General features: G+C 37.4%; 15 protein-coding genes and 1 riboswitch. Of the genes, 9 read left to right on the top strand and 6 right to left on the bottom strand.

What is annotated here, in order from left to right:
- Positions 1-67: 67 nt before the first annotated feature.
- On the bottom strand, positions 68-805 hold the full coding sequence (locus tag SH601_RS04550; RefSeq protein WP_319957067.1) for a MerR family transcriptional regulator: 738 nt from the start codon (positions 803-805) through the stop codon (positions 68-70).
- A gap of 100 nt (positions 806-905) precedes the next feature.
- Here SH601_RS04550 and SH601_RS04545 point away from each other — a divergent pair, with 100 nt between their 5' ends.
- The 5 genes from SH601_RS04545 (at position 906) to SH601_RS04525 (ending at position 5,047) form a co-directional block, all read left to right on the top strand.
- Complete coding sequence (locus SH601_RS04545) at positions 906-1,625, top strand: EcsC family protein (protein WP_319957066.1); 720 nt, start codon at positions 906-908, stop codon at positions 1,623-1,625.
- Positions 1,626-1,706: 81 nt separating this feature from the next.
- A complete protein-coding gene (locus SH601_RS04540) occupies positions 1,707-3,779 on the top strand; it encodes a cation:proton antiporter (RefSeq protein WP_319957065.1) in 2,073 nt (690 codons plus the stop codon).
- 86 nt (positions 3,780-3,865) lie between these two features.
- Positions 3,866-4,177 carry a hypothetical protein gene (locus tag SH601_RS04535; RefSeq protein WP_319957064.1) on the top strand — a complete coding sequence of 104 codons (312 nt, stop codon included), beginning with the start codon at positions 3,866-3,868 and terminating at the stop codon, positions 4,175-4,177.
- A gap of 157 nt (positions 4,178-4,334) precedes the next feature.
- Positions 4,335-4,541: a helix-turn-helix transcriptional regulator gene (locus SH601_RS04530; RefSeq protein ID WP_319957063.1), complete on the top strand. Its 207-nt coding sequence runs from the start codon at positions 4,335-4,337 to the stop codon at positions 4,539-4,541.
- Positions 4,538-5,047 carry a DUF3278 domain-containing protein gene (locus SH601_RS04525; RefSeq protein ID WP_319957062.1) on the top strand — a complete coding sequence of 170 codons (510 nt, stop codon included), beginning with the start codon at positions 4,538-4,540 and terminating at the stop codon, positions 5,045-5,047. The genes SH601_RS04530 and SH601_RS04525 overlap by 4 nt, the downstream gene beginning before the upstream one ends.
- Before the next feature lie 318 nt (positions 5,048-5,365).
- Here SH601_RS04525 and SH601_RS04520 read toward each other — a convergent pair whose 3' ends face one another.
- The 3 genes from SH601_RS04520 to SH601_RS04510 form a co-directional block, all read right to left on the bottom strand.
- On the bottom strand, positions 5,366-5,875 hold the full coding sequence (locus SH601_RS04520) for a MepB family protein (protein ID WP_319957061.1): 510 nt from the start codon (positions 5,873-5,875) through the stop codon (positions 5,366-5,368).
- Positions 5,876-5,971: 96 nt separating this feature from the next.
- Positions 5,972-7,138, bottom strand: coding sequence for an MFS transporter (locus tag SH601_RS04515; RefSeq protein ID WP_319957060.1), 1,167 nt, complete (start codon positions 7,136-7,138; stop codon positions 5,972-5,974).
- 45 nt (positions 7,139-7,183) lie between these two features.
- Complete coding sequence (locus SH601_RS04510) at positions 7,184-7,906, bottom strand: HAD family hydrolase (RefSeq protein ID WP_319957059.1); 723 nt, start codon at positions 7,904-7,906, stop codon at positions 7,184-7,186.
- A gap of 154 nt (positions 7,907-8,060) precedes the next feature.
- A riboswitch (ZMP/ZTP riboswitch) is annotated at positions 8,061-8,142 on the top strand.
- Positions 8,143-8,197: 55 nt separating this feature from the next.
- Between SH601_RS04510 and serC the strand changes: the two genes are divergently transcribed.
- Entirely contained in the window at positions 8,198-9,271 is a 1,074-nt protein-coding gene (gene serC / locus SH601_RS04505) for a 3-phosphoserine/phosphohydroxythreonine transaminase (RefSeq protein WP_319957058.1), read from the top strand.
- Between the two features lie 170 nt (positions 9,272-9,441).
- Positions 9,442-9,849 carry a preQ(1) synthase gene (gene queF, locus SH601_RS04500; RefSeq protein ID WP_319957057.1) on the top strand — a complete coding sequence of 136 codons (408 nt, stop codon included), beginning with the start codon at positions 9,442-9,444 and terminating at the stop codon, positions 9,847-9,849.
- Between the two features lie 129 nt (positions 9,850-9,978).
- Here the strand turns inward: queF and SH601_RS04495 are convergent, their stop codons facing one another.
- Entirely contained in the window at positions 9,979-10,452 is a 474-nt protein-coding gene (locus SH601_RS04495; protein ID WP_319957056.1) for a DinB family protein, read from the bottom strand.
- A gap of 130 nt (positions 10,453-10,582) precedes the next feature.
- Positions 10,583-11,935: a hypothetical protein gene (locus SH601_RS04490; protein ID WP_319957055.1), complete on the bottom strand. Its 1,353-nt coding sequence runs from the start codon at positions 11,933-11,935 to the stop codon at positions 10,583-10,585.
- Between the two features lie 188 nt (positions 11,936-12,123).
- Here SH601_RS04490 and SH601_RS04485 point away from each other — a divergent pair, with 188 nt between their 5' ends.
- Together SH601_RS04485 and pfkB are read left to right on the top strand one after the other, a co-directional pair.
- Positions 12,124-12,879 carry a DeoR/GlpR family DNA-binding transcription regulator gene (locus SH601_RS04485; RefSeq protein WP_319957054.1) on the top strand — a complete coding sequence of 252 codons (756 nt, stop codon included), beginning with the start codon at positions 12,124-12,126 and terminating at the stop codon, positions 12,877-12,879.
- Positions 12,876-13,793, top strand: coding sequence for a 1-phosphofructokinase (pfkB, locus tag SH601_RS04480; protein WP_319957053.1), 918 nt, complete (start codon positions 12,876-12,878; stop codon positions 13,791-13,793). Before SH601_RS04485 ends, pfkB begins: the two co-directional genes overlap by 4 nt.

Below are 13,793 nucleotides of genomic sequence, written 5' to 3'. Positions count from 1 at the left end.
CTTATATAGAAAAAATATACAAAAAATGATCAAAGGATAGCATCCAATGATCATTTTTTATATAATTTTAAGGTTTAGTAGTGGTTTTATGAGCAAATTCATTCATTGCTTCACTCATAAATTTAGCTAGCCCTTCGCCGAACTGATCGATGTTGTTAGTGAAACGTTCATCTTCTATATACATCAAACCTAATCCGCGAAATGCTTCAGGTGTATAAGTGCCAAAATGTTTGTTCAGGAAATGAAACCATTGTGTAATCGCTTGTTGTGCTTGTTCTGAAGTAGGATCTATCGTGCGAATGGCTGCTAAATCTCTGTAAATGCGATTCATTTCTTCTTGTACTTGCTTGTTCATGTTGTGTACACGTTTATTTGCGTCGTCCACTTTTTTATCTCCCCATCGTTTTCTTGCTTCTGCTTCATAAGGGTTATTTTCGAAGTCAAAACCTGCGAATTTTTCTTGTTGACTCATGACATATTCTCCTTTCTCATGTTGAATTGTTTTTTCAATTGTTTCGATCATGGCACTTATTTTGCTTTGTTTATCAACTAGCATTGTTCGTTGCATCTCAAGCGCCTCTAATCGGTTATAATAAGAACTAGACATCATTTCTTTAATTTTCTTCAAAGGAAAGTCAAGTGCCCGAAAGAATAAAATTTGTTGCAACGTTGAAAGGTCCACGTCCGTATAGATACGGTAGCCATTTTCTAATGATTTTTCAGGTGACAATAGACCAATTTCATCATAATGGTGCAAAGTGCGTATGCTAACACCTGTTAAGGCTGCTACTTCCTTTATTTTCATCTTGCACCTCCTTTCACATTAAGTGTAAGCTATCACGTAACGTTAAGGTCAAGGTAATCATACAAAAAAATAATGGATACTAGAAGTGAGGAGATTGACGATGAATCAATATGAAAAACAAGCATATCAAGAAATGCTTGATTGGGAATTATCTATTTTAAAGAAAAAGAATGTATTTCAGCAATTCTCTAAAAAAGCACAAAATAAAATGAATAGCTATATACCGGAAAAAGCACATCAAGTTGTTACAGAAGCGATTAAACATATGGTGAAGACGACGCTAGTTGGTTCTGATTTTACCACAAAAAAGGGCAGGCTCGTTGGTGAGCAGTTAGAAGAAAAGGAAAAAATCGTACGACAAAAATTAGAAGCTTATCGAAAGACAGCAATGCTTGAAGGGGCAGGTACAGGGGCTGGTGGTATCTTTTTAGGATTAGCAGATTTCCCTTTATTATTATCGATAAAGATGAAGTTTTTATTTGAAGCTGCCACCCTCTATGGTTATGATACATCCAAATATGAGGAAAGATTATTTATTTTACATGTATTTCAGCTCGCTTTTTCTACAGATGAGAAAAGGAGAGAAGTCTATCATTTTATCAAAAATTGGGAAGTGGAGAAAGAGCGTCTTTCTGATATGGATTGGCGTGTATTTCAGCAAGAATACCGCGATTACATCGATCTCATCAAAATGATGCAAATGATTCCAGGGTTAGGTGCTGTTGTTGGAGCATATGCCAATTATAATTTGCTTGATCAGCTAGGTGAAACAGCGAAAAACTGCTATAGACTGCGTGAATTTGGCGAGAGGACTTCATAAGAGCTTTACAGTTTTTTTACGTGCAAGAGAGGGGGGCTTGTGGTATATTTTAAAAAAATATTTATTTGAGAGGTAACAATTATGTCTTATCCTATAACAGAACCTGTGGTGATTTTTGCCATAGCAATGGTTATCTTTTTTATTTCGCCATTGTTAATGGAAAAAATCCGAATCCCAGGTATTATTGGTCCAATCGTGGCAGGTGCAATTATTGGTCCAAATGGTTTTCATTTACTAGAAAGAGATCAAACTATCGAGTTGTTAGGCGCGGTTGGTTTGTTATTCATTATATTTATAGCTGGATTAGAATTAGATATTGATGGATTCAAGAAATATCAAAATCGTAGTTTAGTATTTGGTTCGATCAGCTTCGGGTTGCCACTTATTTTAGGTGTTGTGATTAGTATGCTGCTCGGATACTCTGTTGTCGCAGCAATACTGATTGGTTCCATTATTGGCTCGCACACATTACTCGCATATCCGATAGCAAGTCGGCTAGGTGTTGCGAAAAATAAAGCCGTTACTACCGCAGTAGGTGGAACATTACTGACAGATACATTTGCCTTATTAATTTTAGCTGTTGTGACAGGTGTGGCAGCAGGACAATTGTCGTTCCACTTCTGGGTGCAATTAATTGTCTCGTTAGTAGTATTTGTTTTACTCATGTTAAAAGTAGTTCCGACTTTTTCAAGATGGTTTTTCCGTAATTATGGAACAGAAGGAGTTACCAACTTTACTTTTGTGATGGTTATCCTGTTTGTGGCTGGTACACTTGCCATTGTGGCAGGACTTGCGCCAATTATCGGTGCTTTCCTTGCAGGACTTGCGCTAAATCGCTATGTATTAGAACATGGTACATTAATGAACCGAATTCGATTTTTAGGTAATGGGTTATTTATTCCATTTTTTCTATTGTCGGTCGGTATGTTAATGGATTTAAGTGTGCTATTTAGTAATCCGCAAGCATGGCTTGTGACAGGTGCGATACTTGCTGCTGTGTTAATTGGTAAGGCTATTCCGCCACTTATTGTTAGTAAAATATATCACTACACACCGACAGAGCAGAAGCTGATGATAGGTTTAACCGTTCCACAAGCAGCCGCTACATTAGCCTCCACATTAGTTGGTTATGAAGTAGGATTGCTCGATCAAGTGACGGTGAATGCCGTAATTATTATGATTTTAATCACTTGTATTACAGGTCCATATTTAGTAGAGAAATACGCAAGACGTCAAGCGTTGCAAGAAGAGGCACTTCCACAAGCAAATAGCAATATACCAGAACGAATTCTAATCCCGATTGCTAACCCAGATACGATGGAGGCGCTAATCGATCTGGCCCACTCGATTAAACATGCGAACACAAATGACCAACCGATTTATCCGTTAAGTGTCGTAGAGCAGGATATGGAAGGTGCAAAAGAACAAGTAGCACAAGCAGAAAGAATGCTTGGTCATGCACAATTATATGCTGCTGGTGCAGAAATGCCTGTGCGTATTCTGACGAAAGTGGACAAGGATATCATTCATGGTATTTCAAGAGCGATTATCGAGGAGCGTATTAGTACGGTAGTTATTGGATGGAATGCTAAGTTAAGTAGTAACCATTTTAAACTTGGCTCTGTGTTGGATAGACTGATTGATAAGACGAATCAATCTATTTTGATTACTAAATTAGGTCGTCCATTAGAAACAACATCAAGAATTGTGCTGATCGTACCGTTTGGTGCGGATCATAAACCAGGATTCCAGGATGCGGTGGAGCGGATAAAAATATTAACGAGCCGCCTTAATGCTCGTTTACATGTCGTTATTATTAAAGGCATGCAAGAGCATTACGAGAATTACTTTAAGAAAATTCGTCCGAACCCACCTACTCAGTTTTATCGAGTAGAAGACTGGCAAGAATTAGAGAATGATCATGTTAATAAACACTTGAAGACAGACGATTTAGTTATTTTATTAAGCGCTAGAAAAGGAACAATCGGCTGGCACCCAGAGCTAGAAGAAGCACCAAAATACTTAGTGGAAATAGTGCCAGACAACTTCATTATTTATTATCCAACAGAAGAAAAGGAAATTGATCTGCGAGGTTCGAAAGGAATGTCTGTTCCGAAAGAAGTATTACGCTCGTCAGATTATGATAAAGAATAAACAGAAAGAGGAACACAATTCTTAGGGGGATTAGTGTTCCTTTTTTAAAAATGAGTGTGCAAGAAAACGTAAAAGGTTGTGAGTTTATGGAAAATAACATCACTACACCGAAGAAGCACAGCATGATTAGTTATTTCGCTCTTGCTATAGGCATTATTTGTTTTTTTATCGTTTTTGTCACACCGACTAGAATAGCAAATACCGGGAATATGATGGGAGATATTATCGCTATTGTTCTTATGGGTGTAGGCACCGTACTATCTATTGTGGAAATAGCCAAAACTACAGAGAAAAAACTAATCCCGATTGTCTCTTTAATCCTCTCTTTATCTCTTATTATTTTTTGGATTATTATTTTTGTCTTGTTGGTGACTAGACAGATTCCATTTGCTCCGTAAAGTATGGTTGATGATATAACGACACAACAACGCTCAGATTGTCTGAGCGTTGTTTTCGATCGAAAAAAGAAATATGTCATATATATTTGACAATGGTAACAAATCATGTATACTAATAAGTGTCGTATATATATGACTTTAATTGGAGAGATGATTCATGAATAAGGTAAAGCAATATAGAACAGAAGTGAAAATATCACAATTAGAATTAGCTAAAAGAACAAATGTAGCACGTCAAACGATAAATTTGATTGAAAACCAGAAATATAACCCATCTTTGGATTTGTGTATAAGGATTGCGAAGGCATTAGGTACGGATTTAAATACATTATTTTGGGATGAGGAAGGTGTAGAAGAATCATGAATAACTTTGAGGACAAACTGTTAAATAAGTATGTAGGATATGTTGGACAAAGAGATGAATATCAAAAAGGTGTGATTTATAAGGCCCTTGCCAATGCAAATGTTCTTAGTTTTTGGTTGATAACATTATTGATGCTGATTAGCTTAATATGGGATACCTATCATCACCAATTTTCATTAGGTACATTATTTTTGCTAGTTGCACAACAATTTAATGTTTATTACATTCTCTTGAAACTAAGAAAAACAGGAGTAACAGATACCGAATTTTATGATGAAGCATCGTATAAATTACAGACAAAACAACTCCAAAAAACAGCTTGTTTTAGCGGTATATCATTTGCGTTCTTATTCTTTGTGCTAATGAATTATCTTTTACCTTTTGTAGAAGGGGCAGCTATTCATATTAGTTGGAAGGACCTTGTTATAATGGTGATACAAGCTCTATTCTTTGGCTATATGATGTATCTATTTGGTAAAGGTAGATTGAAAAAAGCGATGGAATAAATGTAAGTGTATAATGAAAAGCAAGCAATAAATTTGGCTGAGGAAAAAGATTCTGGGGCAAAAGAATAATTAGATAAGAAAAATCCGAACATTGAAATATGCTCAAATATCGCTTCGGCAAAACATTTCGCTTTCCGCGGGCACGGCTTCAGCTAATTGTGTGAAGAAAACCACTTCACACAATGGATCTTCAGCTCGCGCTATTCCCGCAGGAGTCTACGTATTTTGCCTACGCTTAGCATAAGTTGTTCGGATTTCCAATTTCACTATTTAATTATGTCCCAATCTCCGTTCTGCTACGCGCCTGTTTGCATCGGATTAAAGCGAATATAGTTCTATTATTTTGTCTATAGGTAATTTTCTTGGATTACTCATATCAACAAAATAAGGCGACTGCCATTTTTGCGTTTTCGTGGCTTGCATACTGGTTGGCTTATCCCAGCTAGGATAAACTCTTATCGCCATTTTCCCTTTTGTTGAACTGGACCTAAGAATATTATGTTTGAAAAGAATTTCCTTTGGGAAAATAAATTGTCCAAACTCGCTATCATCTTTAAAAGTAGTTATAACTAATAAATCAGGCGCTTCCTCATATGCATAGGGTTGGTTTTTATTATTGTCATCTTTTTCCCAAAATGCAACAAATTGTCCTTCTTTGGTAGGGGTTATATTTGCAACTCTGAATCGAATTGTTCGTGAAGATAATCGAAACGTCCCAGCACCATACTTAGAATTTTGTTGTTCTTCTTGAACCGATTTTAAAGTTAAGTCATTAGGCTCGTAAATCATTTTATTTACATAGTTTAATGCTGTATAAAAATCATTCATTATTCCATCTCCTAAGTTGCAACAATTTGCCCCATTTGCTGAACATCAGCCTTGCTTAATTACATAATTATCAACCCTACATGTGCTTGTTTTTCGTTATACGTGTTTTTCTAATTTGCTGCTCTGATGCATATACAAATAATACACACCTAACGCTAGAACAGATAGAACAATTCCTGATACGTAAGGCATAAATATCGTTATACCATATAACAGTCCGCCTAATGGTGGGCCGATAATTCTTCCTAATGAATCAAAGGAAGATAGTAAGCCTGTTACTTGTCCATAACCGGAGCTGGCTTTTTTCGTCAATAGTGATGAAACAGCTGGTCGAATCAAGCCATTTCCTAAACCGAAGATAGTTAGGAAGATTGCTGCGGTAACGAAATCTTGTACAAATAGGATTAGTGCAAAGCCGATGGCGGACCCAATAATGCCAATCTGAATCACTTTCCCCTCTCCTAATCGTTTCGTCATCTGTCCGACTAAACCACCTTGAACAATTGCCCCGGCTAAGCCCATTATCATAAAAATATAACCGAGTCTTACCGTGCCAAGTCCTGCACGATCAAAAGCAAAGTAAGCGAATGTCGCTTCAAGTCCTGCTAATGAGATGGAAACAAATCCTTGTAAAATAAACAAGTTAGCATTAGGTGATTTTAATGCTGCTAGTAAAGAAGGACGTTTTTTCTCACGTACAACACCTTTTTCCGGAATCGATTCTTTTAACACGAACGCAACGAGTAAAAAGGTAATAATCGAAGAAACACCTGACAAATAGAATGGAATAGCTAAATTGCTCGAAGCGAATACGCCTCCGATGGCAGGACCAAAAATAAAGCCAAGACCAACGGCTGCACCGATAATTCCCATTCCCTTACCACGGTCTTCTTCTGTTGTAATATCTGCTACATATGCCGTTACTGTAGGCATGTTAGCTGCCGATAAGATTCCGCCAATAATTCGAGCGGCAAATAGCATCCAAACCTGTGTTGCTATTGCAAGTAAGAAAAAGGATAAAGCAAGTCCTGCAATCCCAATCATTAATACAGGTTTTCGGCCGATTTTATCTGAGATTCTCCCCCACATAGGAGAGAACAAAAATTGCATGACAGAATAAGTTGCCATTAATAATCCTAACGTTACTGGTGATGCGCCAAGCTCTTCCGCATAAAACGGGAGGACAGGAATAATAATCCCAAACCCAACCATAACAAAGAACATGACCGCAAATAATATTGCTAATACTTTTTTTGCATTCAACATTCTCACTCCAAAGATGAAAGTCATCAAACGTGATGCTTCATATTATATTTTGCGTAACGAATGACACCATTCGTTGACGATAGATAAAATATCGTCTGGTTTTTCGGCGATATAATCGGGTTTCAAACGATGTTCAGGCAACTCTCTGTTGCGGTGATTAAGCCAAGCGACTTGCCACCCCGCATTTTTAGCGCCAATGACATCATGATGATACGAGTCACCAATATATAATGTCTGTTCTTTTTCTAGGTTTAACTTATTCTCTAAATGCTCAAAGACTTGGATGTCAGGTTTTGAACAGCCAACATCTCCTGAAACAAAAATATGTTCAGCAGGAATCCAGTTTGTCAGTCCTAACTGCTCTACCTTCATCATTTGATGGTTGAGCTCACCATTTGTTAGTACGGCTAAACGAATATTTTGTTTAGCTAATTGCTCTAATAAATGTTTCATTGGATGAAATAATTGGATTTTTCGTTGTTCTTGTAGATAAACTTCTTGGAAACGAACCGCATCTTCATAACTAAGCTTAATCTGATAATCTTCACAAGCCTTCATAATTCGATAGGTTTGTAATTCTAATCCAGTGATTTCACCGTTCATATGTTTTTCAAACACTTCATCGCTATACTTTCTACTTGTTTTATAAAATGCTCCCATTTCTGCTTCAGGGAAGGAAGCATCTATTAGCAAATGAACCGTCTTTTGAAACGGTAGTAATTGGTCATATAGTGTGTCATCAACGTCGAAAATAATTGTCTGCATGTTATCATCCCTTATTTTTTCTCACTTAGCCATTTTATCACACATTATCTTGTGAAACTGTTACAAAGCTCGTACTCTTTTTTCTATAACGACGAATTTACACAAATTATAATTGAAATGCGACAAGAAAGTTGTTATAATTTTCACAAAATAATAGGCTGTGTGTAACTGGCGAGGATGCGGATAAACGCAGAGGGAGCACATGGTATCGCAAGCCGCTCGCCTGGGCAAAAGGTAAGGATTTATTCCTTACCTCTTTCTGTTTAAAAATCGATAGGAGTGTGGAAAACGATGAAACGAGTACACAATTTTTCAGCAGGACCATCTATGTTACCTTTGGAAGTTTTAGAAAAAGCACAAAAAGAATTGCCAAATTACCAAGATTCTGGCATGTCTGTGATGGAATTAAGTCACCGTTCAGGACTTTTCACAGATATTATTACACAAGCAGAAAGCCTTCTGCGTGAATTAATGCATATTCCCGATAACTATAAGGTGCTCTTTGTTCAAGGTGGTGCTTCTCAACAATTTGCTGCCATTCCACTTAATTTAAAGAAGAATGGCAAAGCGGACTATATTAATACTGGTTCATGGTCTAAAAAGGCGATGAAAGAGGCGAAGAAATTTATCGAAGTCAATGAGATAGCCTCATCTGAAGATAAGAACTTTACGTATATTCCTGCTTCTTTCGAAGTGGATCCAGAAGCAGATTATGTACATATTACAACGAATAATACGATTGAAGGTACGGCATTCTGTGAGATTCCTGACACTGGAAATGTTCCACTTGTTGCGGATATGTCGTCTAACATTTTGTCTGAAGAAATCGATGTATCTAAGTTTGGCATCATCTATGCAGGTGCACAAAAGAACATCGGTCCAGCTGGTCTAACGGTTGTCATTATTCGTGAAGATTTAATCGGTCATGCTTCCGCACAATGTCCAACAATGCTAGATTACCAAACACATAGTGAAAGTGGTTCGCTTTATAACACGCCACCAACTTACGGTATATACATCGCTAAGCTAGTATTCGAATGGTTGAAAGACCTCGGTGGATTGAAAGAAATGCAAGCACGTAACGAGAAAAAAGCTGCATTGCTTTATGATTATATTGCTGCTTCTGATTTCTATCACTCACCTGTACAAGAAGATAGCCGTTCGTTAATGAACATTCCTTTTGTGATTCCGAATCGCGATTTAGATGCTGATTTCATCAAAGCTGCACAAGAAGAAGGACTAGAAACATTAAAAGGACACCGATCTGTCGGAGGAATGCGCGCAAGTATATACAATGCCATGCCTGTTGAAGGCGTAGAAGCACTAATTGTCTTCATGAAGAAATTTGCAGAAGCGAATCAGTGAATCTGGAAAGTTGATAGAAAAATGGCCAAAGTTGATAGTAAATGAAAAAAGCGATCCATTCACTTTACGTACTTGGATTGGCATTTGCGGTGAGTTCTGCTATAATTCGTTTTTAGACTAATAGAGCAGTTCGAGACCATCCTGCTTTACCAAAACTAGGAGGAATATATATGTCAGAAAATTATTATTTGCCGAGGTCTGGCCCAATGCCACGTCCAAACAGTGTGGAAGAAGCAAGAGAAGTATTAAAACAAGAAGCGTTTGATGCGCCAAATGTTCAAAATATTACATTTCGTGCATTAGAATTTACGGCTGTTTGTCCGAAAACAGGTCAACCAGATTTCGGGACGGTAGAAATTTCTTATACACCACGCCATAAGTGTATTGAATCAAAATCAATGAAATTTTATTTATGGTCGTTTCGTGATCATGGCGCATTTTGTGAATCATTAGCAGCACAAATTGCGGATGATATTATGTGGGCTATTGAGCCAGCATCTGTAAAAGTGACAGTTCACCAAACACCTCGTGGTGGAATTGAATTAACAACAGAAGCACATAGAGAATTTACGGAATAAATAAAAACCAGCATGTAAGGTGAGCCCTTGTATGCTGGTTTTGTCTTTGGGAAAGAAAGTATAAAATTTGTGTATTTGTCTAGCTCCAAGCGCCAGAAACTAGACGGGCACTTTGCGCTTTTTCTAATATTAATTACTTTCTTCTTTGGTTGGTCCCATAACGCCAGGAACTTTTAATCCAGCTTGACGAAGTAGTACCGTCATTTGCCCTCTGTGGTGTATTTGATGGTCGATAAATTGACGTAAGATGGCACCACGTGGTGTTGGAGCGCCGAAGCTATCGACTTCTTCTGTTAATTGTTCATCAGTTAAAAGTTCTGCTTCTGTTTTCACATCTTCTGCAATTTTTTTGTATGCTTGTACAATTGTTGCAGCTTTAGTTGGTACTTCGCTTGGATTACCAGAAACTTTTACATTTAAGCCAACTAATCCACCAAAGAAAGCAGGAGCTGATGCTAAATGCCAACCTAGCCATCCTAGTGTACTATGTCCTTCTACAATCGCTTGATCAAGCTTTTCATCTGTTAATGATTCAAGCACACGAATCGTTCCTTCTGCACTAGCATTCCAATCTGCAATAAAATCCTCAACTTTACGATACATTAATAACCAACTCCTAAGTAATGATATAGTTCATTCTTAACATAACAGATTATTATCTAGGTTTCATTTGAAAAGAATTTATAAGTTGAAAACCAACTTCCATTCATCATTTTAAGACCAACAACCTTCATCAAATCAAAAAATAAGCCAACAAAATCCCAAGCCCTCCAAATACAAAGGAGTAAATCAAATTATAATAAGTAATATAGTAGGGGCTTTGCTTCAAACTCATCGATGTAATCGTCACAACGAGCCCATAGGTTCCAATTGGTACGGTAGAGACACCACCAATAATAAGACTGACAGCAAGGCTTAATGGGCTCAAAATATCCATAAGCATTGTGCTGATCCCACCTAAAATCCCCATTGTTGCAATCGGATGCACACCGAACATGCTTAAGATAACAAATAATAACTGAATCATGATCAAAATCAAGATTGGATAATCTGCTACTAACAGGATCGGTTCTTGCAGTAAGGATAGAGCGGGTGATGCGTTTAATGTATTTGTAAAAAGGGCTAATGTAACGAACAGTACGATGAAATTCCCCATGTTGTTCATACTACTTTTCCATCTGTTCCATCCGATTATCCAGAAGCTCTTCCGTCTACCAATTGCGAGAGCCCATAAACATGCAAAAGGGAAGACTAGTAAGGTAACCGTTAGAATGAATGCAAGATCAAACAGTTTACCAATCGTGATAACTAATAGTAAAAAAGTAGATAAAGCAATCACTAATTGCCATATTTTTGACCGTTTTTGACTGTTTTGCTGTTGTCCGGTTGATTGTTTCATAGTTGGATAGTGATATTTTTTAAAATATATTCGTCCCCATAAACTATCTAAACCGTACATGACAATGGTGGCGAGAATCATCCATGGCAACAGTTCTGCGTAATTAACCCCTGTAATAAAAATCCCCATTGCAAGTAACACTTCTAAAGGGCTCCATGGTAGGGCAAGTGAGTATCCACGCAAAGTAGTCATCATAATCATTTTATTCGCCACTTTTTTTGGAGCGTGCTTTAAGTTATCAACTAACACATCACGAGCAATAGTGGCTGATGATACATTCAAAAAGGCTGTTAACGCTGCCATTGCAGTTGTGCTTCGCTGATAAAGTTGCCCTAAATCACGGACATTGCCTCTTAACATGTGTCGCATCAATTGATCAAAACGCCCTGCTGTCACAACACTATTCATCCAAGGTAATCCCGCTAATAACGTTAATAAAGATAAATTGTCTCCAAACATCGGAATGACTTCCCACACCGTTAAATCAGTAGAGATAAATAAGAGCGATCCTACAATAAAAAATGCGATCCCAAGCGTTTGGAATAACCTAGAAGCCTGTCTAAAACAAATAATAAGCATCATAATAGAAAGGATACCTAGTGTGTAAGATAATGAAGAACTCGGTGAAAAAGCAGAAATAATATGCAAGAAGAATAGAAAAGATAACAATAAATAGAGACGCTGCATTTGTTGAACCTACTTTCTTATGTCGTATCAATACCAGCCTTATTCCATCATACCATAACGTGCAATCAGTGCATGATCACTTTTGATTGTTTTTGGTCTTTAATGACTAAAAATGATTGACAATGACTGTTTGTGATTGTATTATATAACTGAAAGCGATTAATAACTAAATTAGGAGAATGTGATCAATGCTGACGATTGAACGACAAAACTTCATTTTATCGTTATTAAAGAAAAAAGATATTGTTACAGTGAAGGAAATGTGTGAAGTTACGAAAGCTTCAGAATCAACTATTCGTAGAGATTTAACAGAGTTAGAAAAACAGCAACATATTAAACGTGTTCATGGCGGAGCATCACTGTTAAAGAAGAAGCGTGAAGAACCAACACTATTAGAAAAGTCGACGGTCAATCAAAGGGAAAAGGTCGTGATCGCACAGAAAGCTGCTTCATTTATTGAAGAAGGCGATTCACTTTATTTGGATGCGGGTTCATCTACATTGGAATTGATACCGTTTTTACAAAATAAATCGGTCATGGTCGTTACAAACGGAATCCCACATGTGCAAATGCTCATTGAATATGGGATTGAAACGTATTGTATTTCTGGTAAAGCGAAAGAAGGGACTGCTGCACTTGTTGGTACAAAGGCAGTAGAGGCTATTAAAGAATATCGTTTTGATAAGTGCTTTCTGGGTATCAATGGTATCCATTCCGAACAAGGCTTAACAACACCAGACCCTGAAGAAGCAAGCGTAAAAAGGGCAGCATTATCACAATCACAATCAAATTATGTATTAGCAGATCCAGCGAAATTTGGTGAAGTTTCATTCGCGAATGTAGCTGATTTAGCTAATGTTCAAATTATTACAACCGATGGGTTATCGAACGAACAACAAGAAACGATTAGTAAACAAACAACTTTGGAGGTGGTACCGTTATGATTTATACCGTAACATTAAATCCAGCAATTGATTATGTTGTTAGCTTGGACGCTTTTCACCCAGGTGAGGTGAACCGTAGTGCGTCTGACTATAAAGAAGCAGGTGGGAAAGGAATCAATGTTTCTCGTGTTTTGGACCGTTTCGATGTTTCTACAACAGCTTTAGGTTTTATCGGTGGTTTTACGGGAAAATATATCACGGATTACTTAACAGATATGAATATTGAGCATGATTTTGTCTCTTTACAACAAGATACAAGAATTAATGTCAAATTGAAAGCAGCCGGAGAAGAGTCAGAAGTAAATGGTGTGTCTCCGACAATTGATGAGGAAGCATATCAAACATTTATCGCCAAGCTTGAGCAACTAAAAGAAGGCGATATCGTTGTGTTGGCAGGTAGTTTACCAAGTTCATTACCAAGTGACACGTATAAAGAAATCGTCGCTATGTTGAAGCAAAAAGGTGTCATGACTATTTTAGATACGAGTGGAACACCGTTAACAGAAGCGTTGAAGGCAAGTCCTGCTTTTGTTAAACCAAATCATCATGAATTAGCGGAATTATTTGATACAGAAGTGAAAAATGATGCAGATGTGGTAACACTTGCGAAAAGACTACATGAAGAACAACAAATTGACCATGTACTTATCTCCATGGCAAAAGATGGTGCGATTTATGTAGGTACTGGTGGTGTCATGAAATTGAGTGCACCACAAGGAACAGCTGTTAATTCTGTAGGTGCAGGAGATTCAGCGGTAGCTGGCTTTATTTATGGCTGGCAGTCATTAGAAAATGCGGAAGCTGCAGCAAAATATGCAGTAGCATCTGGTAGTGCAACAGCGTTTTCTAAAACATTATGTACGAAAGAAGAAGTAGAAGCATTACTTCCTACAGTGAGTATAGAACATATCTAA

This window comes from Gracilibacillus pellucidus, from assembly GCF_033949965.1.
In the GTDB taxonomy this organism is placed as follows: domain Bacteria; phylum Bacillota; class Bacilli; order Bacillales; family Amphibacillaceae; genus Gracilibacillus; species Gracilibacillus pellucidus.
The sequence above is the reverse complement of the archived record's forward strand: the minus strand, read 5'-3'. Positions and strand labels throughout refer to the sequence as shown.